23 protein-coding genes are annotated in these 25,779 nt (G+C 53.0%); 17 read left to right on the top strand and 6 right to left on the bottom strand.

What is annotated here, in order from left to right; all coding sequences use genetic code 11:
* Positions 1 to 325: 325 nt before the first annotated feature.
* The 6 genes from pgi (at position 326) to psiE (ending at position 6,746) form a co-directional block, all read left to right on the top strand.
* Positions 326 to 1,975 carry a glucose-6-phosphate isomerase gene (pgi, locus tag J4645_RS16400; RefSeq protein WP_023215118.1) on the top strand — a complete coding sequence of 550 codons (1,650 nt, stop codon included), beginning with the start codon at positions 326 to 328 and terminating at the stop codon, positions 1,973 to 1,975.
* Between the two features lie 443 nt (positions 1,976 to 2,418).
* Positions 2,419 to 2,661, top strand: a complete 243-nt coding sequence (gene yjbE / locus J4645_RS16395) for an exopolysaccharide production protein YjbE (protein WP_001541297.1) — start codon at positions 2,419 to 2,421, stop codon at positions 2,659 to 2,661.
* Between the two features lie 63 nt (positions 2,662 to 2,724).
* Entirely contained in the window at positions 2,725 to 3,363 is a 639-nt protein-coding gene (locus J4645_RS16390; protein WP_023215119.1) for a YjbF family lipoprotein, read from the top strand.
* Complete coding sequence (locus J4645_RS16385; RefSeq protein ID WP_000977974.1) at positions 3,360 to 4,097, top strand: capsule biosynthesis GfcC family protein; 738 nt, start codon at positions 3,360 to 3,362, stop codon at positions 4,095 to 4,097. The genes J4645_RS16390 and J4645_RS16385 overlap by 4 nt, the downstream gene beginning before the upstream one ends.
* Positions 4,097 to 6,193, top strand: coding sequence for a YjbH domain-containing protein (locus J4645_RS16380; protein WP_000750789.1), 2,097 nt, complete (start codon positions 4,097 to 4,099; stop codon positions 6,191 to 6,193). Before J4645_RS16385 ends, J4645_RS16380 begins: the two co-directional genes overlap by 1 nt.
* Positions 6,194 to 6,335: 142 nt before the next feature.
* Positions 6,336 to 6,746, top strand: a complete 411-nt coding sequence (gene psiE / locus J4645_RS16375; RefSeq protein WP_000982752.1) for a phosphate-starvation-inducible protein PsiE — start codon at positions 6,336 to 6,338, stop codon at positions 6,744 to 6,746.
* A 45-nt stretch (positions 6,747 to 6,791) separates the two neighbouring features.
* On the opposite strand, the gene xylE is transcribed toward psiE, so the two are convergent.
* From xylE to malE, 4 genes are all read right to left on the bottom strand, one after another.
* On the bottom strand, positions 6,792 to 8,267 hold the full coding sequence (gene xylE / locus J4645_RS16370) for a D-xylose transporter XylE (protein WP_001091898.1): 1,476 nt from the start codon (positions 8,265 to 8,267) through the stop codon (positions 6,792 to 6,794).
* Between the two features lie 319 nt (positions 8,268 to 8,586).
* A complete protein-coding gene (gene malG, locus J4645_RS16365; RefSeq protein ID WP_001252081.1) occupies positions 8,587 to 9,477 on the bottom strand; it encodes a maltose ABC transporter permease MalG in 891 nt (296 codons plus the stop codon).
* Positions 9,478 to 9,491: 14 nt separating this feature from the next.
* A complete protein-coding gene (malF, locus tag J4645_RS16360) occupies positions 9,492 to 11,036 on the bottom strand; it encodes a maltose ABC transporter permease MalF (RefSeq protein WP_000382573.1) in 1,545 nt (514 codons plus the stop codon).
* A gap of 131 nt (positions 11,037 to 11,167) precedes the next feature.
* A complete protein-coding gene (gene malE, locus J4645_RS16355) occupies positions 11,168 to 12,358 on the bottom strand; it encodes a maltose/maltodextrin ABC transporter substrate-binding protein MalE (protein WP_000695415.1) in 1,191 nt (396 codons plus the stop codon).
* 361 nt (positions 12,359 to 12,719) lie between these two features.
* Here malE and malK point away from each other — a divergent pair, with 361 nt between their 5' ends.
* The 5 genes from malK to ubiA all read left to right on the top strand — a co-directional run bounded on the left by malK (position 12,720) and on the right by ubiA (position 17,921).
* The gene (gene malK, locus J4645_RS16350; RefSeq protein ID WP_000179176.1) at positions 12,720 to 13,829 is read left to right on the top strand and encodes a maltose/maltodextrin ABC transporter ATP-binding protein MalK; all 1,110 of its coding nucleotides are present in this window, start codon (positions 12,720 to 12,722) and stop codon (positions 13,827 to 13,829) included.
* An 88-nt stretch (positions 13,830 to 13,917) separates the two neighbouring features.
* Positions 13,918 to 15,276: a maltoporin gene (locus tag J4645_RS16345; protein WP_000973678.1), complete on the top strand. Its 1,359-nt coding sequence runs from the start codon at positions 13,918 to 13,920 to the stop codon at positions 15,274 to 15,276.
* A 163-nt stretch (positions 15,277 to 15,439) separates the two neighbouring features.
* The gene (gene malM, locus J4645_RS16340) at positions 15,440 to 16,357 is read left to right on the top strand and encodes a maltose operon protein MalM (RefSeq protein ID WP_000782497.1); all 918 of its coding nucleotides are present in this window, start codon (positions 15,440 to 15,442) and stop codon (positions 16,355 to 16,357) included.
* 180 nt (positions 16,358 to 16,537) lie between these two features.
* Positions 16,538 to 17,035 carry a chorismate lyase gene (gene ubiC, locus J4645_RS16335; protein WP_000019219.1) on the top strand — a complete coding sequence of 166 codons (498 nt, stop codon included), beginning with the start codon at positions 16,538 to 16,540 and terminating at the stop codon, positions 17,033 to 17,035.
* Between the two features lie 13 nt (positions 17,036 to 17,048).
* Positions 17,049 to 17,921, top strand: coding sequence for a 4-hydroxybenzoate octaprenyltransferase (ubiA, locus tag J4645_RS16330; protein ID WP_000455249.1), 873 nt, complete (start codon positions 17,049 to 17,051; stop codon positions 17,919 to 17,921).
* A 98-nt stretch (positions 17,922 to 18,019) separates the two neighbouring features.
* Here ubiA and plsB read toward each other — a convergent pair whose 3' ends face one another.
* Positions 18,020 to 20,440 carry a glycerol-3-phosphate 1-O-acyltransferase PlsB gene (plsB, locus tag J4645_RS16325; protein ID WP_001631823.1) on the bottom strand — a complete coding sequence of 807 codons (2,421 nt, stop codon included), beginning with the start codon at positions 20,438 to 20,440 and terminating at the stop codon, positions 18,020 to 18,022.
* A 170-nt stretch (positions 20,441 to 20,610) separates the two neighbouring features.
* Here plsB and J4645_RS16320 point away from each other — a divergent pair, with 170 nt between their 5' ends.
* The 5 genes from J4645_RS16320 (at position 20,611) to J4645_RS16300 (ending at position 23,540) form a co-directional block, all read left to right on the top strand.
* On the top strand, positions 20,611 to 20,979 hold the full coding sequence (locus J4645_RS16320; protein WP_000002900.1) for a diacylglycerol kinase: 369 nt from the start codon (positions 20,611 to 20,613) through the stop codon (positions 20,977 to 20,979).
* Positions 20,980 to 21,087: 108 nt separating this feature from the next.
* Positions 21,088 to 21,696 carry a transcriptional repressor LexA gene (gene lexA, locus J4645_RS16315; RefSeq protein ID WP_000646079.1) on the top strand — a complete coding sequence of 203 codons (609 nt, stop codon included), beginning with the start codon at positions 21,088 to 21,090 and terminating at the stop codon, positions 21,694 to 21,696.
* 177 nt (positions 21,697 to 21,873) lie between these two features.
* A complete protein-coding gene (gene dinF, locus J4645_RS16310; protein ID WP_001128112.1) occupies positions 21,874 to 23,199 on the top strand; it encodes an MATE family efflux transporter DinF in 1,326 nt (441 codons plus the stop codon).
* Entirely contained in the window at positions 23,196 to 23,309 is a 114-nt protein-coding gene (locus tag J4645_RS16305) for a hypothetical protein (RefSeq protein WP_001575282.1), read from the top strand. The genes dinF and J4645_RS16305 overlap by 4 nt, the downstream gene beginning before the upstream one ends.
* A 21-nt stretch (positions 23,310 to 23,330) precedes the next feature.
* Positions 23,331 to 23,540 (top strand): CsbD family protein, encoded by a 210-nt coding sequence (locus J4645_RS16300; RefSeq protein ID WP_001030592.1) that lies wholly within the window; start codon positions 23,331 to 23,333, stop codon positions 23,538 to 23,540.
* Between the two features lie 99 nt (positions 23,541 to 23,639).
* On the opposite strand, the gene zur is transcribed toward J4645_RS16300, so the two are convergent.
* A complete protein-coding gene (gene zur, locus J4645_RS16295) occupies positions 23,640 to 24,155 on the bottom strand; it encodes a zinc uptake transcriptional repressor Zur (protein WP_000416271.1) in 516 nt (171 codons plus the stop codon).
* A gap of 246 nt (positions 24,156 to 24,401) precedes the next feature.
* Between zur and J4645_RS16290 the strand changes: the two genes are divergently transcribed.
* Positions 24,402 to 25,712, top strand: coding sequence for a conjugal transfer protein TraF (locus J4645_RS16290; RefSeq protein ID WP_023215120.1), 1,311 nt, complete (start codon positions 24,402 to 24,404; stop codon positions 25,710 to 25,712).
* The last annotated feature ends 67 nt before the right edge of the window (positions 25,713 to 25,779 follow it).

Below are 25,779 nucleotides of genomic sequence, written 5' to 3'. Positions count from 1 at the left end.
GCAGGCGCAAATGCAAGTAACGTATTTATAAATAAAAGTTGTGGCCTGGACTGTCAACGTTGGGATTATGCGGATTTTTTATGCTGAGTTTAGGCTCAGTAACAGCGCTTATAACCCCGATACCCGTTTGTAGTATGTTGGCTTATCTATGCGCCCGGCGACTCACCCACTTGCTGCCTTTCTGCACCTCGAATTATTTAGGGTATATACTTTTTATCCTCATTCGACAGTGCCTGGGGCAACGGCACTAAAACAATCACACTTTTCTGTGACTGGCGTTACAATCGATCCCAGTCACAATTCTCAAATCAGAAGAGTATTGCTAATGAAAAACATCAATCCAACGCAGACTTCTGCCTGGCAGGCGCTCCAGAAACACTACGATGAAATGAAAGACGTTACGATCGCTGAGCTTTTTGCGAACGATAGCGACCGTTTTGCTAAATTTTCCGCGACGTTTGACGATCTGATGCTGGTGGATTTCTCCAAAAACCGCATCACCGAAGAGACGCTGGCAAAATTACAGGATCTGGCGAAAGAGACCGATCTGGCCGGCGCGATTAAATCCATGTTCTCCGGCGAGAAGATCAACCGCACCGAAGACCGCGCCGTGCTGCACGTGGCGCTGCGTAACCGTAGCAATACGCCGATCATTGTGGACGGCAAAGATGTGATGCCGGAAGTGAACGCCGTGCTTGAGAAAATGAAAACTTTCTCGCAAGCGATTATCTCCGGTCAGTGGAAAGGCTACACCGGTAAGGCCATCACCGACGTGGTGAACATCGGTATCGGCGGTTCCGACCTCGGCCCGTTCATGGTGACCGAAGCGCTGCGTCCGTATAAAAATCATCTGACTATGCACTTCGTCTCTAACGTTGATGGTACCCACATCGCTGAAGTGCTGAAAAAAGTGAACCCGGAAACGACTCTGTTCCTGGTGGCGTCGAAAACCTTCACTACGCAGGAAACCATGACCAACGCCCACAGCGCGCGCGACTGGTTCCTGAAAGCTGCAGGCGATGAAAAACACGTGGCGAAACACTTTGCTGCGCTCTCCACCAACGCCAAAGCGGTCGGCGAATTTGGTATCGACACGGCCAATATGTTCGAGTTCTGGGACTGGGTCGGCGGTCGTTACTCGCTGTGGTCTGCCATCGGGCTATCCATTATTCTGTCCGTCGGTTTCGACAACTTTGTCGAGCTGCTTTCCGGCGCACACGCGATGGACAAGCATTTCTCCACCACTCCGGCGGAGAAAAACCTACCCGTTCTGCTGGCGTTGATTGGCATCTGGTACAACAATTTCTTCGGCGCGGAAACCGAAGCCATTCTGCCGTACGACCAGTATATGCACCGTTTCGCCGCCTACTTCCAGCAGGGCAACATGGAATCCAACGGTAAATACGTTGACCGTAACGGCAACGCCGTGGATTACCAGACAGGCCCAATTATCTGGGGCGAACCAGGCACCAACGGTCAGCACGCGTTTTATCAATTGATTCACCAGGGTACTAAAATGGTGCCGTGTGATTTTATCGCCCCGGCTATCACCCATAACCCGCTATCCGATCATCATCAGAAGCTGCTGTCTAACTTCTTCGCGCAGACCGAAGCGCTGGCGTTTGGTAAATCCCGCGAGGTGGTTGAGCAGGAATATCGCGATCAGGGTAAAGATCCGGCGCAGCTCGAACACGTTGTGCCATTCAAAGTGTTTGAAGGCAACCGCCCGACCAACTCTATCCTGCTGCGCGAAATTACGCCATTCAGCCTGGGCGCGCTGATTGCGCTGTATGAGCATAAAATCTTTACGCAGGGCGCCATCCTGAACATCTTTACTTTCGACCAGTGGGGCGTTGAGTTGGGTAAACAGTTGGCTAACCGTATTCTGCCGGAGCTGGGCGATGATAAAGCTATTTCGTCCCATGATAGCTCTACCAACGGTCTGATTAACCGTTATAAAGCCTGGCGCGCCTGATGGCGCTGCGCTTATCCGGTCTACGTAATGCATAGCGTCTGTAGGCCGGATAAGGCGTTTCGCCGCCATCCGGCAAAAAGAGAATAAGATAATAAAAAAGCCGATATTCACATCGGCTTTTTTTATAAGATAATTCCGCTTGTCCGTCTTTATCCCCACAATTTTATATTGAGCTTAATCCTAAAATAAGCAATAACCAGAAAATCACTCTGCGTTATTTTCAGATTATACGGATGCCGATGTCTTTTATTTTAATTTTAACTTATTGATTTTATTTGTTTGTTAATTAAACAATGTAGACGTTACTTCTTTAAAGTTTAATTATCCTAAAACCTCGCTGTTATTTCTCCCGGACATAATCCGCCTGCTTTGGTTGTGTATACTCGGTAGCGCCCGAAATTCTTTTGGGTAAATCTCCATTCATTCAATGAAGGGAAATTATGATGAAAAAAGTACTGTATGGCATTTTTGCCATAACCGCGCTTGCGGCGACATCTGTCTCGGCAGCCCCCGTTCAGGTGGGTGAAGCGGCAGGGTCGGCAGCGACGTCGGTATCGGCGGGAAGCTCCTCCGCCACCAGCGTTAGCACCGTAAGTTCGGCGGTGGGCGTCGCGTTAGCGGCAACCGGCGGCGGCGATGGTTCCAATACCGGAACCACGACCACCACGACCACCAGTACCCAGTAGTATCGGTACGTTTAACCATAACCACACTCCGGTGTGGTTATTTTGCCCCTCTGGAGAAGCGTCGTGAAGCGACTCGCACTTATCCTGATTTGCCTGCTATTACAGGCGTGTTCGGCCACCACTAAAGGCTTGGGCGATTCACTGTGGGACAGTTTGTTCGGTACGCCAGGCGTACAGCTAACGGATGACGATATTCAAAACATGCCTTATGCCAGCCAGTACATGCAGCTTAACGGCGGTCCTCAACTGTTTGTGGTGCTCGCTTTCTCGGAAAACGGGCAGCAGAAATGGGTGACGCAGGATGGCGCGACGATCGTGACACACCATGGCCGTCTGGTCAAAACGCTGCTCAGCGGCGACAACCTGATCGATGTGAATAATCTGGCGGCCGACCCGCTGGCGAAACCAGGACAGATTATCGATGGCGCGACCTGGACTCGCACCCTGGGCTGGACCGAACATCGCCAGGTGCGTTACGCCACCGCCCGTTCCGTTTTTACATGGCGAGGGACCGATAGCGTTAGCGTCGGCAGTGAAGAGACCGCCGTGCGGGTGCTGGATGAAGAAGTGACGACCGATCAAACGCGTTGGCGTAATCGCTACTGGGTTGATAGCGAAGGCCAAATTCGCCAGACGGAACAGTATTTGGGCGCGAATTACTTTCCGGTGAAAACCACGCTGATTAAGGCGGCAAAATCATGATGAAAAGGACGATAAGCGCGCTGGCGCTGGCCTTTGTCGCGTCATCCGCCTTTGCCAGCGGCACTGTTACCGTTTTTACCCAAGGTAATAGCGAGCCTAAAACGCTGACAGACGCTGAGCGTCTGCTCGATTTAGTCGGACAGCCGCGCCTGGCAACGAGCTGGTGGCCTGCGGCGGTGATAGGCGAAGAACAGGCGACCGTGACGGCGCGTCAGCAGCAACAGGAACTTCTCGGGCGACTGGCGGCGCTCAGCGCTGAGGAAGACGGTGATGCGGCGGCGGCGATAAATACACTGCGCCGACAGATTCAGGCGGTGAAGGTGACGGGCAGACAATTCGTGAATCTTGATCCTGACGTAGTTCGGGTGAGCGAACGAGGTAACCCGCCGCTGCAAGGTCACTACACGCTCTGGGTCGGGCCGCAACCCACGCAGGTGACGCTCTTTGGCTTGATTAGCCAGCCGGGCAGCCAGCCGTTCGTCCCTGGGCGGGACGTCGCCAGTTATCTCGAGGGTCAGCGCTTACTCAGCGGCGCGGATCGTAGCTATGCCTGGGTGGTTTACCCTGATGGACGCAGCCAAAAAGCGCCGGTGGCTTACTGGAATAAACGTCATATCGAGCCAATGCCCGGCAGTATTATTTTTGTCGGTTTTGCCGATTCCCTTTGGCGCGGCACGCCGGAGGCGATAAATGCCGACATTCTTCATACCCTGACGCAGCGGATACCGGAATAATGAAAAAAACACATCTGCTCAGCGTGCTGGCGCTGGGTATTAGCGCGGCCTGCCATGCCGAAACATATCCAGCCCCTATTGGGCCTTCACAATCTGACTTTGGCGGCGTGGGCCTGCTGCAAACGCCGACAGCGCGTATGGCGCGTGAGGGGGAGATGAGCCTGAACTATCGTGATAACGATCAGTACCGCTACTACTCGGCTTCGGTTCAGCTTTTCCCGTGGCTGGAAACCACGTTGCGCTATACCGATGTCCGTACGAAAAAGTACAGCAGCGTGGAATCATTCTCCGGCGACCAGACTTACAAAGATAAAGCGTTTGATGTGAAACTGCGGTTGTGGGAAGAGAGTTACTGGATGCCGCAGGTGGCGGTTGGCGCGCGCGATATCGGCGGGACGGGGCTGTTTGATGCGGAATATATTGTAGCGAGTAAGGCCTGGGGGCCATTTGATTTTTCATTAGGTCTCGGCTGGGGCTATCTTGGCACCAGCGGCAATGTGTCTAATCCTTTCTGTTCGTATAGTGATAAATTCTGTTCGCGTGATAACAGTTATAAAGAGGCAGGTTCCGTCGACGGTAGCGATATGTTTCACGGCCCGGCCTCGCTGTTTGGCGGCGTGGAATACCAGACCCCGTGGCAACCGCTACGCCTGAAGCTGGAGTATGAAGGCAATAACTATCAGCAGGATTTTGCGGGTAAACTGGAGCAGAAGAGCAAGTTTAACGTCGGCGCCATTTACCGCGTCACCGATTGGGCCGACGTTAACCTCAGCTACGAGCGCGGCAACACCTTTATGTTTGGCGTTACGCTGCGCACCAATTTCAACGATTTACGTCCCGCGTATCATGACAATTCACGCCCGCAATACCGTCCACAGCCGCAGGATGCCATCCTGCAACATTCGGTAGTGGCTAATCAATTAACGTTATTGAAATATAATGCTGGTCTGGCGGACCCGAAAATCCAAGTCAAAGGCGATACGCTGTACGTTACCGGTGAACAGGTGAAGTACCGCGATTCCCGTGAAGGGATCGTGCGCGCTAACCGGATCGTCATGAACGATCTGCCGGAGGGGATCCGCACGATCCGCGTGACGGAAAACCGCCTTAATCTGCCGCAGGTCACCACTGAAACCGATGTCGCCAGCCTGAAACGCCATCTGGAAGGCGAACCGCTGGGACATGAAACCCCGCTGGCGCAAAAACGCGTAGAGCCGATCGTGCCAGAGAGTACTGAACAGGGCTGGTATATCGACAAGTCGCGCATTGATTTTCATCTTGATCCCGTGCTGAATCAGTCGGTAGGCGGCCCGGAAAACTTCTATATGTATCAGTTGGGCGTAATGGGAACTGCGGATCTGTGGGTCACGGATCATCTGCTCACCACGGGCAGCGTGTTTGCCAATATCGCCAACAACTACGACAAATTTAACTACACCAATCCGCCGAAGGATTCGCATCTGCCGCGGGTGCGTACGCATGTCCGTGAGTATGTGCAGAATGATGTTTATGTGAATAACCTACAGGCCAACTACTTCCAGTATTTTGGCAATGGTTTCTATGGGCAGGTCTACGGTGGTTATCTGGAGACCATGTTTGGCGGTGCCGGGGCGGAAGTCCTGTATCGCCCGGTAGACAGCAATTGGGCGTTTGGTCTGGATGCCAACTACGTGAAACAGCGTGACTGGCGTAGCGCGCAGGATATGATGAAGTTTACCGATTACAGCGTGAAGACCGGACATTTGACCGCATACTGGACGCCGTCGTTCGCCCAGGATGTGCTGGTGAAAGCCAGCGTTGGTCAGTATCTGGCGGGCGATAAAGGCGGTACGCTGGAGATCGCCAAACGCTTCGATAGCGGCGTCGTTGTCGGCGGTTACGCGACGATTACCGATGCGTCGCCGGATGAATATGGGGAAGGGGATTTTACCAAAGGCGTATATGTTTCCGTGCCGCTGGATCTCTTCTCGTCCGGCCCAACCCGAAGTCGTGCGGCAATTGGCTGGACGCCGCTGACGCGTGACGGTGGTCAACAGCTTGGCCGTAAGTTTAGCCTGTATGATATGACCAGTGACAGGAGCGTAAATTTCCGTTAATACTCAGGCCGGATAAGGCGTTCAAAGCGCTATCCGGCAAATTATCTTATTGAACAAAATATAAACATAAATAAAAAATATAGATGCTCGTCACATTTGTGCGTTATACAGAAACCTCGCCGCAGAGAAAGAGGGGGCTGTTATGATGCCATTATCGCGCTCACGTCTTGAGTTTATCGCCACGATTTTACAAAACGTACTAAATTTGGGGCTGCTTACCCTCGGTCTGATCCTGGTCGTTTTTCTCGGTAAAGAGACGGTGCATCTGGCGGATGCATTATTCGTGCCTGAGCAAGCCAGCAAATATGAACTGGTGGAAGGGCTGGTGATCTACTTTCTTTATTTCGAATTTATTGCGCTGATTGTGAAGTACTTTAAGTCTGGCCTTCACTTTCCGCTGCGCTATTTCGTGTACATTGGGATCACGGCGATTGTGCGCCTGATCATTGTCGATCATAAAACGCCAATGGATGTATTACTCTATTCGGCGGCGATCCTCCTGTTGGTTATCACGTTGTGGTTATGTAATTCGAACCGACTACGGCGAGAATAGGCGTCGCCACACCGTAACGGACGTACGGCGTGGCGATAAATCAGCTTATTGTATGGCGGCTTTCGGCGTTTTCTCTTCTGCTGGCGTCCATAACTTCTCAAGTTCTTCCAGCGTTTTGCCTTTGGTTTCCGGCACGAACTTCCACATAAACAGCGCCGCCAGAATACCCATACAACCGTAAATCCAGTAGGAGAAACCGTTGTGGAAATGGGAAACCAGCCACGAATTTTTGTCCATCATCGGGAAGGTCCAGGAGACGAAGTAGTTCGCCAGCCACTGCGCGGCGACGGCAATGGCGAGCGCTTTGCCACGAATCGCGTTCGGGAAGATTTCTGCCAGCAGCACCCAACAAACCGGTCCCCAGGACATGGCAAATGCGGCGACGTAAAACAGCATCGACAGCAGCGCTATCAGCCCGGAAGCCTGGGTGTAAAACGCGGTGCCAAGGCTGAACATCCCAAGAGCCATACCCAATGCGCCAATAATTTGCAGCGGTTTGCGACCAAATTTATCTACCGTCATGATGGCCAGCACGGTGAAGCTCAGGTTGATTACGCCGACAATAATGGTCTGCAAGAGCGCCACGTCGGTGCTGGCCCCTAACGTTTTAAACACTTCCGGCGCGTAGTAGAGCACGACGTTAATGCCGACAAACTGCTGGAAGACGGACAGCATCACGCCAATGACTATCACGCCCACGCCAAACATCAACAGGCGTCCGCCGGTTTTACGACCATGCTCCAGAGACTGGTTGATCTCCTGCATGGCCTGGGTAGTGAGGCTGCTACCCATAATTTTGCGCAGAATGCCCTCCGCCTGTTCGTGTTTGCCACGTGCCATCAGCCAGCGCGGGCTTTCCGGTACGGTATACAGCAGCAGTAAAAACAGCAGGGCGGGAATACTTTCTGAAGCAAACATATATCGCCAGCCATCGGTATTCAGCCAGTTAGCGTCACCAGAGCGGGCAATGAAATAGTTAACGCAATACACCAACAGTTGACCAAAAATAATGGCGAACTGGTTAAAGGAAACCAGTTTCCCACGAATATGCGCTGGAGCCAGTTCAGCAATATACATCGGTGAGAGCATTGAGGCTAAACCAACGCCAATACCACCAATGATGCGATAAATAACAAATTCGGGGACATATCCGGCCAAATAAACAGGTACGGCATTATCTGGGTTAATCGTGGTAAATCCTAATTCTGGCCATGCGGAGCCAATACCGGAAATAAAGAACAGCAGAGCGGCGATTTTCAGCGAGTCCCGACGACCAAAGCGGTTACTGCAATAACCGCCCAGCGCACCGCCGATGATGCAGCCAATCAACGCACTGGCGACGCAGAAGCCCAATAGCGAGTTGGCGGCGGATTCACTTAAATGTTGCGGAGCGACAAACACGGTATTTAAGGATTCTACCGTTCCGGATATGACGGCAGTGTCATAACCGAATAATAACCCTCCTAATGTTGCGACTAAGGTAATGGAAAAAATATAGCGGGAATTATAGTGGGTGTTCATTCAGACCTGCCTTAGAGGATACAGCTCTTTTGATCAGTGTCGTGATGGTGAATTTAACAGGCAGGGAAAACAATTATCATTTTTTACATTGCAATTATGTTTTGTCTTTTCTGTGATCTTAATTCTGTTTAATTTGTCTGTTTTCAGGCGGTAAATATAATTGCAGTGATGGGGGCCACGAAAGGAAATAATCGTAACAGCAATGCAAAATAACATAAAAAAAGCGCTCCGAAGAGCGCCAAAATACGACCATAAGTGGGGATAACATAAGTTGAGGGCAGTGGCATTGCCCGTTGCCGGGCAGGTACTTCGATAAGACTTAACCTTTCACACCCCCTGCCGTCAGGCCGTTGACCAGCCAACGCTGCGCCAACAGGAACACCAGGGTGATAGGAATAGCGGAAAGGACGGCGGCGGCGGCAAAGTCGCCCCACAAATAGTTTTGCGGGTTGAGATATTGCTGCATACCCACGGCCAGCGTATAGCTGTCCACATCGCGCAGTAACAACGAGGCGACCGGAACTTCGGTAATCGCCGCGATGAACGACAGGATAAACACCACCGCCAGAATCGGTACGGAAAGCGGCAGCAGCACCAGGCGAAATGCCTGCCACGGGGTTGCGCCATCCAGCGCGGCGGCCTCTTCCAGCGAGCTGTCGATAGTTTCGAAGTAGCCTTTAATCGTCCAGACATGCAGCGCAATGCCGCCAAGATAGGCGAAGATCACGCCGCCATGCGTATTCAGACCGATAAATGGAATGTATTGTCCCAGGCGGTCAAATAACGCATACAGCGCCACCAGAGACAAAACCGCCGGAAACATCTGGAAAATCAGCATCCCCTTGAGCAGTGTTGCTTTACCTGGAAAACGCATTCGTGCGAAAGCGTAGGCGCAGGTGGTGGAGAGCGCCACGATGCCGATGGCGGTAATACCGGCGATTTTCACCGAGTTCCACAGCCACAGCAGGACCGGGAAGGGAGGCGGCGTTACCCGACCATCCGCATGTTCCACGCTGAAACCCAGCGCCAGCCGCCAGTGTTCCCAGGAGATTTTATCCGGGATCAGGCTTCCGGTGGCGAAGTTCCCCTCACGTAGCGAGATAGCGATGACCATCAGCAGCGGGAACATGATCGCCGCGATGAAAATCAGCAGCCCCAGGTGCGTGATGAAGAGACGTAATTTTTGAGATTTGGGTTGGACCATAGCCATTGTTATTATCTCCCTTAATCAAACTTCATACGCGTGGCTTTCAGGTTCACGATGGCCAGCGCGCCTACCAGCAGGAAGATCAGCGTGGCAATGGCCGCCGCCAGACCGAAGTCCTGACCGCCGCCGCCTTCAAAGGCGATACGGTAGGTGTAGCTGACGAGCAGATCGGTATAACCGGCAGGCGTGGTGGTGCCGAGACGGTCTGGCCCGCCGTTGGTCAATAACTGAATCAGGACAAAGTTATTAAAGTTAAAAGCGAAGCTGGCGATCATCAGCGGCGTTAGCGGCTTAATCAGCAGCGGTAAGGTGATCTTAAAGAAATTCTGAAATGGACCGGCGCCGTCCATTGCGGAGGCTTCGTACAGGTCATCCGGAATCGCTTTCAGCAGTCCCATGCACAGGATCATCATGTAGGGATAGCCCAGCCAGGTATTCACGATAATCACCATTGCCCGCGCGGTGTTGGGGTCGCTGAACCAGGCAGGTTTAATGCCAAACAGCGCGCTCAGCATCATATTGATTTCGCCAAAGCTTTGGTTGAATAACCCTTTGAAAATCAAAATTGAAATAAACGACGGTACGGCGTAGGGCAGAATCAGCAGGACGCGGTAGATAGCTTTACCTTTCAGCGCTTCCCACTGTACGAGGCAGGCCAATACCATCCCAACCGCCACGGTTAACACCACAGTGAGAACCGAAAAGACCACGGTCCAGACGAAGATAGCGAAAAAAGGCTTCTGGATCCCTTCGTCGGTAAAGACGCGCGTAAAGTTTTTCGCGCCGATAGTAACGGTATAACCAGGACTGAGTTTTTCATCACCCCAGCTTCCGTCGGCGTTGATCGACTGATAATAACCGCTATCGTTGTTTGGCCGGTATTTTACGCCGCTCTGGTTATTGGTCAGCAGGCCGTCATCAGCCAGTGTGTACAGCGGACGGGTACCGGAAAACTGACGCAGCGAGCTCATAATCACTTTACTTTCATCCGGCAGGACGGCGGTTATCTGGTTCAACGCCAGACGGTTCTGGGTGATTATTCGCAGATTGGCGCGTTCGCCGCCCGGCAGGGCATCAGTCTCTTTCAGCTGTAATTTTTGTTCGCCGCCGAAGGAAAATGCGTCAGACAGGTAATGTTTGCCCGTTTCTCCGTCGGTGAGGGCCAGTTGCCACTCGTCGCCGGTCGGGTAAAGACCGAAGTTATAGGTTTTTCCCGCCTGATAAGAACGGTCCATCAGCACTTGCTGGGCGCGTTCAAAGGTGAGCTGGTTGGTGCTGCTGTAGTTAGTAAAGGCGATGGCGATGGTGCACACCAGCGGGAATAGCACAAACAGCCCCATGCCGGCGAGGCCAGGGTAAACGTAGCGCCAGGCATAGGTTTTACGATTTGCGAAAATATACAGGCCAGCAGAGCTTAAAATCAGCGTCATGATGGCGAACAGATACTCCCCTTGTACGTACATTAAAACTACAAGGTAACCCACCAGCAGGCCCAGCAGACCAATTACTGACCATTTAAGCTGGTCGCTTTGCCACCAGTGTTTCTTTTTAATGACATCCATGGGGGTTTTCCTCTACAGCGTTGAAACTTCCTGGCCGGAGATGTGCCTGATGGCGCTGCGCTTATCAGGCCTACGGTGTGTTGTAGGCCGGATAAGGCATTTATGCCGCCATCCGGCACAGGCTCGCGGCATTACTTAGTGATACGGCTTTGTGCATCTTTCAGCGCGGCATCCACGGTTTGACGGCCGCTGGCGGCGTTGATCACAGCCGTACGTACCGCATACCAGAAGGCGGACATCTGCGGAATATTCGGCATGATCTCGCCTTTCTGGGCGTTATCCATGGTGGCGGCGATACGGGGGTCTTTCGCTAACTGCTCCTGGAAAGATTTCAGCGCCACAGCGCCCAGCGGTTTATCTTTGTTCACCGCTTCCAGACCCTGATCGGTCAGCAGGTAGTTTTCGAGGAACTCTTTCGCCAGCTCTTTATTCGGGCTGGCAGCGTTAATCCCCGCGCTCAGCACGCCGACGAACGGTTTCGAGGGTTTGCCTTTGAAGGTCGGCAGCAGGGTGACACCGTAGTTGACTTTGCTCTTGTCGATGTTCGACCATGCCCACGGACCGTTGATGGTCATTGCCGTTTCGCCTTTATTGAAGGCCGCTTCGGCGATGGAGTAATCGGTATCGGCGCTCATATTTTTGTTTTTGATCATATCGATCAGGAAAGTCAGGCCCGCTTTCGCGCCGGCGTTATCGACGCCAACGTCTTTCACGTCATACTTGCCGTTTTCAAATTTGAACGCGTAACCGCCGTCAGCGGCGATCAAAGGCCAGGTGAAATACGGCTCTTGCAGGTTGAACATTATCGCCGACTTCCCTTTCGCTTTTAGCTCTTTATCCAGCGCCGGGATCTCTTCCCAGGTTTTCGGCGGGTTCGGGACGAGGTCTTTGTTATAAATCAGGGAGAGGGCTTCAACGGCGATGGGGTAGGCGATCAGCTTGCCGTTATAGCGTACCGCATCCCAGGTGAACGGATAGAGTTTGTCCTGAAACGCTTTATCCGGAGTGACCTCCGCCAGCAGACCAGACTGCGCGTAGCCGCCAAAACGGTCGTGCGCCCAGAAGATAATGTCAGGACCGTCGCCGGTGGCAGCCACCTGCGGGAATTTCTCTTCCAGCTTATCCGGGTGCTCAACGGTCACTTTAATGCCGGTGTCTTGCTCAAATTTTTTACCGACCTCGGCCAGACCGTTATAGCCCTTGTCGCCGTTGATCCAGATAACCAGTTTACCTTCTTCAATTTTGGCGAGAGCCGGGGCGGAAATCATCATCGTCGTAAGTGCGGATAATGCGAGGATGCCTACGCCAGTTTTAATCTTCATATCTCCCATCCTTTTTGGTGATGTACACAGAGGTGGTTTAACGGTCTCTAGTTTCTTTATACGACAACCTCTTTCCATCCTCCCCGCCCCTACGCCCCACCCCGGCTTTATGTGATCTGTGTTGCATAAATGTGAGTAATGCGTGCTGGCGCACACAAAAACACGCCGATTTTTGCGGGCGGCATCACGAAATTCCTTTTCTGTCCGCGCCCGTGGTCTCAGGCGCTGTGCCCTCATCCTCCCGCCTCCTCCCCCATAAAAAAGCCGGGGGGTGGAGGATTTACCCCAGTCAGGGATCGCGCATAGTCAGGCCATCATGAATGTTGCTGTCAATGACAGGTTGTAACGAAGGGAGAAGGGCATGGCGAGCGTACAGCTACGAAATGTAACGAAAGCCTGGGGTGACGTGGTGGTATCGAAAGATATTAACCTCGATATCCATGACGGGGAGTTCGTGGTGTTTGTCGGACCGTCAGGCTGTGGTAAATCGACCTTGCTGCGTATGATCGCCGGGCTTGAAACCATCACCAGTGGCGACCTGTTTATCGGGGAAACCCGTATGAATGATATTCCGCCTGCCGAGCGCGGCGTGGGCATGGTATTCCAGTCTTATGCGCTCTATCCCCATCTCTCCGTTGCAGAAAACATGTCTTTCGGCCTCAAGCTGGCGGGCGCCAAAAAAGAGGTAATGAATCAACGCGTCAACCAGGTGGCGGAAGTGCTGCAACTGGCGCATCTGCTGGAACGTAAGCCAAAAGCGCTTTCCGGCGGTCAGCGTCAGCGCGTAGCGATTGGCCGCACGCTGGTAGCGGAGCCGCGTGTGTTTTTGCTGGACGAACCGCTCTCTAACCTGGACGCCGCGCTACGCGTGCAGATGCGCATTGAAATTTCTCGCCTGCATAAACGTCTGGGCCGCACGATGATTTACGTCACCCACGATCAGGTCGAGGCGATGACGCTGGCCGACAAAATCGTGGTGCTGGACGCCGGTCGCGTCGCGCAGGTCGGTAAGCCGCTGGAGCTGTACCACTATCCGGCGGACCGCTTTGTCGCGGGCTTCATCGGCTCGCCGAAGATGAACTTCCTGCCGGTGAAAGTGACCGCCACCGCGATTGAACAAGTCCAGGTCGAACTGCCGAATCGCCAGCAAATCTGGCTGCCGGTCGAAAGTCGCGGCGTGCAGGTCGGCGCCAATATGTCTTTAGGCATTCGGCCGGAACACCTGCTGCCGAGCGATATCGCCGATGTCACCCTGGAAGGTGAAGTCCAGGTGGTCGAGCAGTTAGGGCACGAAACACAAATTCATATCCAGATCCCCGCCATCCGTCAAAACCTGGTTTATCGCCAGAATGACGTGGTGCTGGTAGAAGAGGGCGCCACATTCGCTATCGGCCTGCCGCCAGAGCGCTGTCATCTGTTCCGCGAGGATGGCAGCGCATGTCGTCGTCTGCATCAAGAGCCGGGTGTTTAAGGCCTCCATAAAAAAACGAAACGCAAAACCATTCGCAGTTTTAGAAGGTGGCAGCGTTTAAAGAAAAGCAATGATCTCAGGAGATAGAATGATGATTACTCTGCGCAAACTCCCTCTGGCGGTTGCTGTCGCAGCGGGCGTAATGTCCGCTCAGGCAATGGCTGTCGATTTCCACGGTTACGCCCGTTCCGGTATTGGCTGGACGGGAAGCGGCGGCGAACAACAATGTTTCCAGGTGACCGGTGCACAAAGTAAATACCGTCTCGGTAACGAATGTGAAACCTATGCGGAACTGAAACTGGGCCAGGAAGTGTGGAAAGAGGGCGATAAGAGCTTCTATTTCGACACCAACGTCGCCTATTCGGTTAACCAGCAGAACGACTGGGAATCGACCGATCCCGCCTTCCGCGAAGCGAACGTGCAGGGTAAAAACCTGATTGAATGGCTGCCGGGCTCTACCATCTGGGCCGGTAAGCGCTTCTATCAGCGTCATGACGTACACATGATCGACTTCTACTACTGGGATATTTCAGGTCCTGGCGCGGGTATCGAAAATATCGATCTGGGCTTCGGTAAGCTTTCACTGGCGGCGACCCGCTCTACTGAAGCGGGCGGCTCTTACACCTTCAGCAGCCAGAATATTTATGATGAAGTGAAAGATACCGCTAACGACGTCTTTGACGTACGTCTGGCTGGTCTGCAAACGAACCCGGACGGCGTACTGGAGCTGGGCGTTGATTACGGTCGCGCCAATACGACCGATGGTTATAAGCTGGCTGATGGGGCATCGAAAGACGGCTGGATGTTCACCGCCGAACACACGCAAAGCATGTTGAAAGGCTATAACAAGTTTGTCGTGCAATATGCCACCGATGCCATGACCACGCAGGGTAAAGGCCAGGCGCGTGGTTCCGACGGTTCTTCATCTTTCACTGAAGAATTGCCTGATGGAACCAAAATTAATTATGCCAATAAGGTCATCAATAATAATGGCGATATGTGGCGTATTTTGGATCATGGCGCCATCTCGCTTGGTGATAAATGGGATTTGATGTACGTCGGTATGTACCAGAATATCGATTGGGATAATAACCTGGGTACTGAGTGGTGGACCGTGGGCGTACGTCCAATGTACAAGTGGACGCCAATCATGAGTACCCTGCTGGAAGTCGGCTACGACAACGTGAAATCTCAGCAGACCGGCGATCGTAACAATCAATATAAAATCACCCTGGCGCAACAGTGGCAGGCGGGCGACAGCATCTGGTCGCGTCCGGCTATCCGTATTTTCGCCACCTACGCGAAATGGGATGAGAAATGGGGCTATATCAAAGACGGCGATAACATTTCCCGTTATGCCGCAGCGACTAACTCCGGCATTTCCACCAACAGCCGTGGCGATAGCGATGAGTGGACCTTCGGCGCCCAGATGGAAATCTGGTGGTAATACGATGGTCATCTGACGTAACGAGGGGCGCAAGCCCCTCTGAAACATCAGGTCTGATGATGCTTGTAAGCCGAATAAGGCGCCAGCCGCCATTCGGCGATATGTTTGGGTTGGCGCGCTATTGCCTGGCTACCGCTGAACCCGCCTTATTGAGGTGAGAATAATGAAAATGAAGAAAAGTCTCGTCGCCCTCTGTTTAACCGCAGGGCTGTTCGCCAGCGTGCCGGGTATCAGCCTGGCGGAAGTGAACTATGTACCGCAAAATACCAGCGCCGCGCCTGCTATTCCTGCTGCTGCGCTACAGCAATTAACCTGGACGCCTGTAGATCAGTCAAAAACGCAGTCTACCCAACTGGCGACTGGGGGCCAGCGCCTTGACGTCGCCGGCATTACCGGCCCGGTCGCCGCTTATAGCGTTCCGGCGAATATCGGCGAGCTGACATTAACTCTGACCAGCGAGGTCAATAAGCAAGCCAGCGTTTTTGCGCCAAACGTGTTGATTCTTGACCAAAATATGACGCCTTCGGCGTTCTTCCCCAGCAGTTACTTTACTTATCAGCAGCCGGGCGTCATGAGCGCAGACCGGCTGGAAGGCGTGATGCGCCTGACGCCTGCGTTGGGGCAGCAGAAACTCTATGTTCTGGTGTTTACGACCGAAAAAGATCTTCAGCAAACCACTACGCTGCTCGATCCGGCAAAAGCCTATGCCAAAGGCGTCGGTAACTCTATCCCGGATATTCCCGATCCAGTTGCTCGCCATACCACTGACGGCGTGGTGAAACTGAAGGTGAAAACCAACAGTAGCTCCAGCGTATTGGTCGGGCCGTTGTTTGGCTCGTCCGGTACCGGGCCGGTAACGGTAGGCAATACCGCCGCGCCGGTCGCTGCGCCAGCGCCAGTCGCGCCGAAGAAAAGCGAACCGATGTTGAACGATACGGAAAGCTACTTTAATAAAGCGATTAAGGATGCCGTAGCGAAAGGCGACGTCGATAAAGCGCTGAAACTGCTTGATGAGGCTGAACGTCTGGGATCGACATCTGCCCGTTCCACCTTTATCAGCAGTGTAAAAGGCAAGGGGTAATTGTTTCCCCACAGTGCTGATTTTGCAGCAACTGGTGCGTCTCCTGGCGCACCTTTTTTTATCATTTCATGCGAATTGTTATTTTTTTGTTGCGCAACAGATCACTTAATTGTGATTGCGCCCCCCGTAATGTCTTTTCTGAGATACAATGACTTTAGGTTATGAATCGGAGAGTAAGGCATGTCACACCCTGCGTTAACGCAACTGCGTGCGCTGCGCTATTTTGATGCGATTCCTGCGCTTGAACCCCATTTGCTGGACTGGCTGTTGCTGGAAGATTCTATGACTAAACGTTTTGAGCAGCAGGGAAAGCGGGTAAGCGTGACGCTGATTCGGGAAGCGTTTGTCGGCCAAAGTGAGGTCGAGGAAGCATCAGGTTTACTGCCATCCGAATCCCGCTACTGGTTACGTGAGATACTGCTTTGCGCTGACGGCGAGCCCTGGCTTGCCGGACGTACCGTGGTACCGGAATCCACGCTGTGCGGACCTGAACAGGTCTTACAACATCTGGGTAAAACCCCGCTTGGACGTTATCTATTTACATCATCGACACTGACCCGCGATTTTATTGAAATTGGACGCGATGCAACGCTATGGGGGCGCCGCTCTCGACTGCGGTTGAGCGGAAAGCCACTGTTGCTTACCGAGCTTTTTTTACCTGCATCGCCGCTGTACTGAGAGGAAGATAAAGATGGAGTGGAGTCTGACGCAGAGTAAGCTGCTGGCGTTTCACCGTTTGATGCGTACAGATAAGCCTATTGGCGCGTTGCTGCTGCTCTGGCCGACGCTTTGGGCGCTATGGGTGGCGACACCGGGTATGCCTCAGCTGTGGATTTTGGCGGTTTTTGTCGCTGGCGTGTGGTTAATGCGCGCGGCGGGCTGCGTGGTAAATGATTATGCCGATCGTAAATTTGACGGACATGTAAAACGTACGGTCAACCGGCCTTTACCCAGCGGCGCCGTGACAGAGAAAGAAGCGCGCAACCTGTTTGTGGTACTGGTGCTGCTGGCGTTTCTGTTGGTGCTGACGCTGAACGCGATGACGATTCTGCTTTCCGTGGCGGCGTTGGCGTTGGCCTGGGTTTATCCCTTTATGAAACGCTACACCCACCTGCCGCAGGTCGTGCTGGGGGCCGCTTTCGGCTGGTCAATCCCCATGGCGTTCGCCGCGGTGAGCGAATCCCTGCCGTTGAGCTGCTGGCTGATGTTCCTCGCCAATATTCTCTGGGCGGTGGCTTACGATACGCAATATGCGATGGTCGACAGAGATGATGATATCAAGATAGGCATTAAATCGACGGCGATCCTGTTTGGTCGTTATGACACATTGATTATCGGGATTCTGCAGCTTGGCGTCATGGCGTTAATGGCGCTGATCGGCTGGTTGAATGGTCTGGGATGGGGATATTACTGGGCTGTGCTGGTGGCGGGCGCGCTGTTTGTCTACCAGCAAAAACTGATTGCGAACCGTGAACGTGAAGCCTGCTTTAAAGCCTTTATGAACAATAATTACGTTGGCCTGGTGCTATTTTTAGGGCTGGCGATGAGTTACTGGCACTTCTGATGTCATGCCGGGCGGACCCGGCCTACAAAGCCAAAATTTTCAATACGTCATATCAGTTGCCCGATAAGCTTACGCCATCGGGCATTTCAGGCACTGGCTTACTCGCCCTGCGTCGCGCTTTCAATCGTCAGACGGACATCAGAGGTAATCAGATCGGCAAGCATCTGATATATCTTCATCGTTTCTGCCGGTTCGGCATCGCCCGTATCACTGATATAACCCTCATCCCGTAGCGTCAACACGAGTGAACTGAACACCGCTTTGTCGAAAAACTCCGGCGCGTTAATACCGTGCAGGACAGACAGACGTTGCGCCACGGTACGGCTTTCTTTCTCCAGCGTACTGCGGTTGATGGACGGATTGGCGCTCAACAGCCAGAACGTAATGGCATAACGCTGTAGCGTTTCGCGCGCGCCTGCCGCCAGCAGTTGCAGCGTACGGGAATGCGCCGGGTTGATATGCAGTTCATCATCCTGCAGGGTAATTAGCCCCTGACGCTGCATTTCACTGGCCAGCGCGTCAATGACCGAGGCTAACTCCTCGCGCTCCCAGCGCAGGAACAGCTCCGCTTTTAACATCGGATAGAGCGCTTCAACATGCTGCTGCAACGCATCACGCGAAATGCGACGATGCTGGGTGATAATCGCCGCCATCAGCGAAGGCATAATCAACATATGCGCGATATTGTTACGATAGTAGGTCATCAACACCGCCTGCTCGCGCGGCAGAATGATGATATCGCCAATGGTGTCTTTCTCGACCTCAAACTTATTCATCTGCAGCGCGTGAGCGATGAGCTCACCAGCGTTGGCGGCAGGAACGGTTGAGTCTGTGGAATAAGGGACATTGCGCATCAGATCGAGATAGCAATCAAGCTGTTCGGTGAGCTGCTCGCGGGTGAGCGAGCGCTGACGCGACGCCAACAGCGCGGTACAACACAGGTTCATCGCGTTTGCCGCGCCAGCGTTGTTAATACGCACCATCAGATCGGCGGCGATACTATTTACCGTCGGCGTCAGCCAGGCTGGGCGTATGGCCTCTATAGGGTCGATAGATTCGCGCCACTCCGGCACATGCTGGTTCAGGTACGTCATGAGCGGCATCGGTTCGCCAAAGTTAACGTAGCCCTGACCCAGATTGCGCAGCTTGCTCAAGCCTTTCAGCATTTGCGGCAGGCTCTCTTTCTCTTTTGTCGCGCCGCGCAGCTCTTTCGCATAGGTTCCCACTTCCATGACGTGCTCATAGCCGATGTAAATAGGCACTAACGTAATTGGACGGGTACCGCCGCGCAGCATCGCCTGTATAGTCATCGACAGGGTGCCGGTTTTCGGGTCTAACAAACGTCCGGTACGCGAACGTCCTCCTTCGACAAAATACTCAACCGAGTAGCCGCGGCTGAACAGCTCGCCCAGGTATTCGCGAAAGACGGTGGAATAGAGTTTATTCCCCTTAAAGGTGCGACGAATAAAGAACGCGCCCAGACGACGGAAAATCGGGCCAGCGGGCCAGAAATTAAGGTTAATACCGGCGGCAATGTGCGGCGGAACCAGTCCCTGGTGATACAGCACATAAGAAAGGAGCAAGTAGTCCATATGGCTGCGATGACAGGGCACATAGACGATTTCATGCCCGTCGTGCGCCAGTTGGCGTACGCGCTCGGCGTTATGCACGTTAATCCCCTGGTACAGTCGGTTCCAGGTAAAACCCAAAATCCTGTCGGTCAAACGAATCATCTCGTAAGAGAAGTTCGCCGCGATCTCTTCCATCAGCGCAATGGCGTTTTGCTGCGCTTTTTCATGAGAGATTTTCTTACTACGCGCTTCGTCTTCTACCGCGCGGGCGATCGCTTTCGAGGCCAGCAGTTTGTTAAACAGATCCTGACGGGCTGGCAGGCGTGGGCCAACCGCCGCCAGGCGCTGGCGGGCAAAGTGCATACGCGCCACGCGAGCCAGCTTCTGCGCGATGATTTTATCGGTGCCGTGTTCATCAGCCATACGACGCAATGAGACGGACGGCGAGAATCGGACAAAGCTATCGCGACCCAGCCAGGAGATGGCAAAGAATTTCTGTACGCCGTTCAGCATACGTAAAGGCGGGTTATCTTCTCCCTTTTCACGACCCGGCGCGCGGCCAAACATCACGGAAACGGGCACCATCTGCACGTCCAAAGCCGGATTACTCCGATGCAGATCGAGATAATCGTGAAAAAGTTTCACCGACTCTTCTTTTGGCGTGTAATAGGTAAAGACACGCGGTCCGCCGTGAATAAATACATAGCGTGGCAGCAGCGCGCCGTCGATCTCCAGCGGCTCCAGCGGATCCGGGAGATCGTGCGCCAGACATTGAGCCCGCAGCGTCAGTAAGTCCGCTTTTGAGTTGTATGGCAAGACATACATAATGGGGCGAGAAGTATCGAGCCCCAATTCCTGGGCGGGTTCCGCCGGAATAGACTTGCTTTTTACCAGTATGCTTAATGGTAAATTCAGTAATTTGTAGTAAATTCGTGGCCAGCCGGACATAAACGATGTAAAGCCTCTGGTTAATAATGCAAATGCGGTGCAAGGATATCAGAAAGTTTAGCGAATTTCTGTTGTATCCCGTCATACTTCGCGCTGCGTTACGGCAGTCCGAATCGTGCAGGGCAACCGTATAATGTCATTGACGTTAATAATGTAAAAAGGTTCTTTTGATGGCCAATAATACCACTGGATTCACCAGAATTATCAAAGCGGCAGGATATTCCTGGAAAGGATTTCGCGCCGCATGGACTCACGAAGCAGCGTTTCGCCAGGAAAGTATCGCGGTATTGCTGGGCGTCATCATCGCCTGCTGGCTGGATGTGGATGCGATTACCCGTGTGTTATTGATAGGTTCCGTTTTACTTATCATGATTGTTGAAATCCTCAACAGCGCTATTGAAGCGGTCGTTGACCGCATCGGTTCTGAATACCATGAGCTTTCCGGCCGTGCGAAAGATATGGGATCGGCTGCGGTGCTACTGTCTATTTTCGTTGCCCTGATGACCTGGGGCATCCTGTTATGGTCACATTTTCGATAAAGGTTCCAAATTTTATAAATCTCTTGTTTTTTGCGCCGTTTGTGGTTCCAAAATCACCTTTAACTGTATATACTCACAGCATGACTGTATATACACCCAGGGGGCGGAATGAAAGCGTTAACGGCCAGGCAACAAGAGGTGTTTGATCTCATCCGGGATCACATCAGCCAGACAGGTATGCCACCGACGCGTGCGGAAATCGCGCAGCGTTTGGGGTTCCGTTCCCCAAACGCTGCGGAAGAACACCTTAAAGCGCTGGCGCGCAAAGGGGTGCTTGAAATCGTTTCCGGCGCATCGCGAGGTATCCGTCTGTTACAGGAAGAAGAGGACGGATTACCGCTTGTCGGGCGTGTCGCGGCGGGTGAACCGCTTCTGGCGCAGCAGCATATTGAAGGCCATTACCAGGTCGATCCTTCACTGTTCAAACCCAGCGCCGATTTCCTGCTGCGCGTGAGCGGTATGTCGATGAAGGACATCGGTATTATGGATGGGGATTTGCTGGCGGTACATAAAACGCAGGACGTCCGTAATGGCCAGGTGGTTGTCGCTCGCATTGACGATGAAGTGACAGTAAAACGCCTGAAAAAGCAGGGCAATAAAGTGGAGCTGCTGCCGGAAAACAGCGAGTTTACACCGATAGTGGTGGATCTGCGCGAACAAAGCTTTACGATTGAAGGGCTGGCGGTAGGCGTCATTCGCAACGGGGAATGGTTGTAATCTCTTTTTAATCTCCTTGTAAGCCGTCATCCGGCAATCGTGCAGCCTGATGGCGCTGCGCTATCAGGCCTACGGGAATGCAGTTCCTGAGATGATTAATTTGTAGGCCGGATAAGGCGTTACGTCGCCATCCGGCAATGCGCTCGTTTCGTTTAACTCCTTGTCAGGCTTTTCTCCATGCCGCTTTTTACCTCCTCTGATAAAGCTCTCTGGCGTCTCGCGCTGCCGATGATTTTTTCTAACATCACCGTCCCCTTACTGGGGCTGGTTGATACGGCGGTGATTGGTCATCTGGACAGCCCGGTTTTCCTGGGCGGCGTGGCGGTGGGCGCGACTGCCACCAGCTTTCTTTTCATGCTGCTGCTATTTCTACGTATGAGCACCACCGGACTAACGGCGCAGGCATTTGGCGCCAAAAATCCGCAGGCGTTAGCCCGGGCGCTCATTCAACCGTTATTGCTGGCACTGGGCGCTGGCGTGATGATTGTGCTATTTCGCACGCCGCTTATCGAGCTGGCTTTACATATTGTCGGCGGGAACGACGCTGTCCTGGTGCAGGCGAGACGCTTCCTTGAAATTCGTTGGCTAAGCGCTCCCGCGTCACTGGCGAATCTGGTGCTGCTCGGGTGGCTGTTAGGCGTTCAGTATGCGCGGGCGCCGGTTATCTTGTTGGTCGTGGGCAATATCCTCAACATCGCGCTCGACCTGTGGCTGGTGATGGGACTTCATATGAACGTGCAGGGCGCCGCCCTGGCGACGGTCATCGCAGAATATGCCACATTACTGATCGGCTTTATGATGGTACGTAAAGTTCTCCATCTCCGCGGTGTGTCGCTGGATATGCTAAAACAGGCCTGGCGCGGCAACGTGCGCCGCCTTTTAGCGCTCAATCGCGATATCATGCTGCGCTCATTGCTCCTTCAGCTTTGTTTTGGCGCAATCACGGTGTCAGGCGCGCGGCTGGGCAGCGATATTATCGCGGTAAATGCAGTCCTGATGACCTTACTCACCTTTACGGCCTATGCGCTGGACGGTTTTGCTTATGCGGTGGAGGCGCACTCCGGTCAGGCTTACGGCGCGCGTGACGGTAGCAAGCTACTGGACGTCTGGCGAGCGGCGTGTCGTCAGTCAGGAATTGTGGCCTTGTTGTTTTCCACAGTCTATGCCCTGGCAGGCGAACATATTGTCGCGTTACTGACCTCATTGCCGCAAATACAGCTACTGGCGGATCGGTATCTTATCTGGCAGGTGGTATTACCGCTGGTGGGCGTATGGTGCTATCTGCTCGACGGTATGTTTATTGGCGCGACGCGCGCTGCCGAAATGCGCAATAGCATGGCTGTCGCCGCGGGAGGATTCGCGCTGACGCTCTTCGCCCTGCCGGTATTAGGAAATCATGGTTTATGGCTGGCATTAACCGTGTTCCTGGCGCTTCGCGGTCTGTCGTTGAGCCTTATCTGGCGTCGTCACTGGCGCGAGGGTACATGGTTTGCCAGATCGTGACGGTTAAAAATTCTGAATATAAAACCGAAGGCCGAATTCCTGCCTACAATTATTATCACGTCCAGCAGAAATTGCAGTGCATTTGGGCGAATAACACCTGCTATTCCTAACCGAATGATGAGGACAAGATGATGAATAAAGACGAAGCCGGCGGTAACTGGAAACAGTTTAAAGGTAAAATGAAAGAACAATGGGGCAAACTGACCGATGACGATATGACCGTTATCGAAGGTAAACGCGACCAACTGGTAGGTAAAATCCAGGAGCGTTACGGTTACCAGAAAGATCAGGCGGAAAAAGAGGTTGTTGACTGGGAAACCCGTAACAACTATCGCTGGTAATATGTTTTCCCCTACCAGGAGTACATGGATGTGCTTCCCCCTGTTTGCCTGTGAATGCGGGCGTGCCCCTCTCTACTGCCGCCCGTTTTTCCGTTCAGGCTAACGTGGTTTTTTCTTCACCAGCACCGAGTGATCGTGACCACAGTCGCCCGGATGGCGACACGCTTCCACTTCTACGCACGCAGGGCACAGACCGTGCGCCTCAATAACGTTATGTCGTAGCGCAAAGCCCATTTTAGCCGCCAGCGTATGCATGATGTCTTCCACGCCCTCGGCACACTCTTCCTTCACCACGCCGCAACGATCGCAGATAAACATGGCCGAGCTGTGCGTCGGCTGGTCGAACAGGTGGCAAACCACATAACTATTGGTGGATTCCACTTTATGGACAAAACCCTGTTCGAGCAAAAAATCCAGCGCGCGGTAGATGGTGGGCGGTTTGGCCTGTGGTTCCGTTTCGCGCAGCAAATCGAGCAAATCGTATGCGCTGATGGCACCCTGTTGCAGACTCATCAGGCGCAGCACTTCGAGGCGCTGAGGCGTCAGGCGCACGTTGCGCTGCGCGCAGAGTTTTTCAGCTTGCGCCAGTAACTCTTGCGTTGTGGTCTTTTCCATGTAGCACCTCGAATGGCATGAAAGTCTAATCCGCTACTTTACCACGAGCTGCTTAAAACTCTGAAATTACCCCGCGACAATATATCGCCTGCTAAGCTTTTCCGCGCCAGTATTCTCATCTATACATAATGAGGGTCGATATTATAACAACAGGATTTAACATCACTATTTCACAGCAATGGTTCGCCTCTGTCCGATAAAGCGTGGCGGAGGGATTACTTCACCTGATAATAAGATGGGCTAACTGTGAACAAAAACGTCAAACTTTCACTGATTGCTATCGCGGTCTCGCTTTTTATGGCAAAGCAGGCGAGCGCCGCCAATACCTGGACGGAAGCGCGTAATGACGCAATGGGCGGGACGGGCGTCGCGTCCGCGAATTATGGCAGCGGAGTACTGTTAAATCCGGCGTTACTGGCAAAAGCCAAACCGGAAGACAATATCACTGTTGTCCTTCCTGCGGTCGGCGTCCAGATTACGGATAAAGACAATCTCCAGGATGAAATTGACGATATCAGCGATAAAGTGGATTACTACGATGAGGTCGTCGATAACCTTACGCTGGGGCAAATTCTGCTCAATCCGCGAGACGTGCTGAATCAATTTCAGGGCGCCGCGCGCGACCTGGCCGATGAGCTGGAATATCTCAACGGAAAAACCGCCCGCGCCAATGCCGGCGCCGGGTTGGCGGTAAGTATTCCAGGGCAAACGCTTTCCGTGGCGTTTATCGCCAAAGGTTATGCGCATGGGCGCGTGAGTTCGTCCATTGATCAGAACGATATTCAGTATCTGCGCGATATCCAGCATGATGAACGTGTCGCGCTTCGTGAAGCAGGACGCGCTGCTTTGCTGGGGTCTGACGAAATTACAAAGCATTTAAACTCTACCGCGTCGGGGCGGGTAGCGATTGTATCTGACTACGGTATTGCGCTGGCGAAGCAGTTTGTGGTGGGCGAGGTGCCTGTTTCCATTGGCGTTACGCCAAAACTGCAAAAAACCTGGCTCTATAACTACACCACCTCAATTTATAACTACGACAGTAGCGACTGGAATAGCAGCCGTTATCGCAATGACGATACGGGTTTTAACATTGATGCGGGGCTTGCTGCCGATATCGGTGAAAACTGGACGCTGGGGCTGAGCGGGCAAAATTTGGTATCTCGCGATATCGATACGAAAGATATTTACATCACTAATGGTATGACGGGAGAAACCACCAACTACAAAGATACATACCAAATCCGCCCCCTGGTTACCGCGGGCGTCGCATGGCATAACGATTTGCTGACCGTAAGCGCCGATGGCGATCTGACGGAAACGAAAGGCTTTAAGAGCGAAGACAATTCACAGTACGTGGGTGTCGGCGCTGAAGTTCGACCGTTGTCATGGCTGGCGGTGCGCGCAGGGTATCGTGCGGATGTGAAAAATAACGATAGCAATGTAGTTACCGGCGGTCTTGGTTTTGCGCCCTTTAACCGTGTGCATCTCGACTTAATGGGACTGTACGGCGAAGATGAAACCTGGGGGGCAGGCGCGCAGCTTACAATGACATTCTGAGGTGCTTTCACCGGAGGCGCTACGCCTCCGGTTTAGCGTTATGCTATAGTAACGCCCCTTTTTTAAC

It is taken from the genome of Salmonella sp. 32082101201600294FB01SM01 (assembly GCF_017572865.1).
Lineage (GTDB): Bacteria > Pseudomonadota > Gammaproteobacteria > Enterobacterales > Enterobacteriaceae > Salmonella > Salmonella enterica.
The sequence above is the reverse complement of the archived record's forward strand: the minus strand, read 5'-3'. Positions and strand labels throughout refer to the sequence as shown.

Coding starts and splice junctions, on each gene's coding strand:
- psiE (WP_000982752.1), top strand. CDS start 6,336: ATGATGCCATTATCGCGCTCACGTCTTGAGTTTATCGCCACGATTTTA.
- xylE (WP_001091898.1), bottom strand. CDS start 8,267: ATGAACACCCACTATAATTCCCGCTATATTTTTTCCATTACCTTAGTC.
- dinF (WP_001128112.1), top strand. CDS start 21,874: ATGCCGCTTTTTACCTCCTCTGATAAAGCTCTCTGGCGTCTCGCGCTG.
- malF (WP_000382573.1), bottom strand. CDS start 11,036: ATGGATGTCATTAAAAAGAAACACTGGTGGCAAAGCGACCAGCTTAAA.
- zur (WP_000416271.1), bottom strand. CDS start 24,155: ATGGAAAAGACCACAACGCAAGAGTTACTGGCGCAAGCTGAAAAACTC.
- J4645_RS16300 (WP_001030592.1), top strand. CDS start 23,331: ATGAATAAAGACGAAGCCGGCGGTAACTGGAAACAGTTTAAAGGTAAA.
- J4645_RS16320 (WP_000002900.1), top strand. CDS start 20,611: ATGGCCAATAATACCACTGGATTCACCAGAATTATCAAAGCGGCAGGA.
- pgi (WP_023215118.1), top strand. CDS start 326: ATGAAAAACATCAATCCAACGCAGACTTCTGCCTGGCAGGCGCTCCAG.
- lexA (WP_000646079.1), top strand. CDS start 21,088: ATGAAAGCGTTAACGGCCAGGCAACAAGAGGTGTTTGATCTCATCCGG.
- malG (WP_001252081.1), bottom strand. CDS start 9,477: ATGGCTATGGTCCAACCCAAATCTCAAAAATTACGTCTCTTCATCACG.
- malK (WP_000179176.1), top strand. CDS start 12,720: ATGGCGAGCGTACAGCTACGAAATGTAACGAAAGCCTGGGGTGACGTG.
- J4645_RS16345 (WP_000973678.1), top strand. CDS start 13,918: ATGATGATTACTCTGCGCAAACTCCCTCTGGCGGTTGCTGTCGCAGCG.
- malM (WP_000782497.1), top strand. CDS start 15,440: ATGAAAATGAAGAAAAGTCTCGTCGCCCTCTGTTTAACCGCAGGGCTG.
- yjbE (WP_001541297.1), top strand. CDS start 2,419: ATGAAAAAAGTACTGTATGGCATTTTTGCCATAACCGCGCTTGCGGCG.
- J4645_RS16385 (WP_000977974.1), top strand. CDS start 3,360: ATGATGAAAAGGACGATAAGCGCGCTGGCGCTGGCCTTTGTCGCGTCA.
- ubiC (WP_000019219.1), top strand. CDS start 16,538: ATGTCACACCCTGCGTTAACGCAACTGCGTGCGCTGCGCTATTTTGAT.
- J4645_RS16380 (WP_000750789.1), top strand. CDS start 4,097: ATGAAAAAAACACATCTGCTCAGCGTGCTGGCGCTGGGTATTAGCGCG.
- malE (WP_000695415.1), bottom strand. CDS start 12,358: ATGAAGATTAAAACTGGCGTAGGCATCCTCGCATTATCCGCACTTACG.
- ubiA (WP_000455249.1), top strand. CDS start 17,049: ATGGAGTGGAGTCTGACGCAGAGTAAGCTGCTGGCGTTTCACCGTTTG.
- plsB (WP_001631823.1), bottom strand. CDS start 20,440: ATGTCCGGCTGGCCACGAATTTACTACAAATTACTGAATTTACCATTA.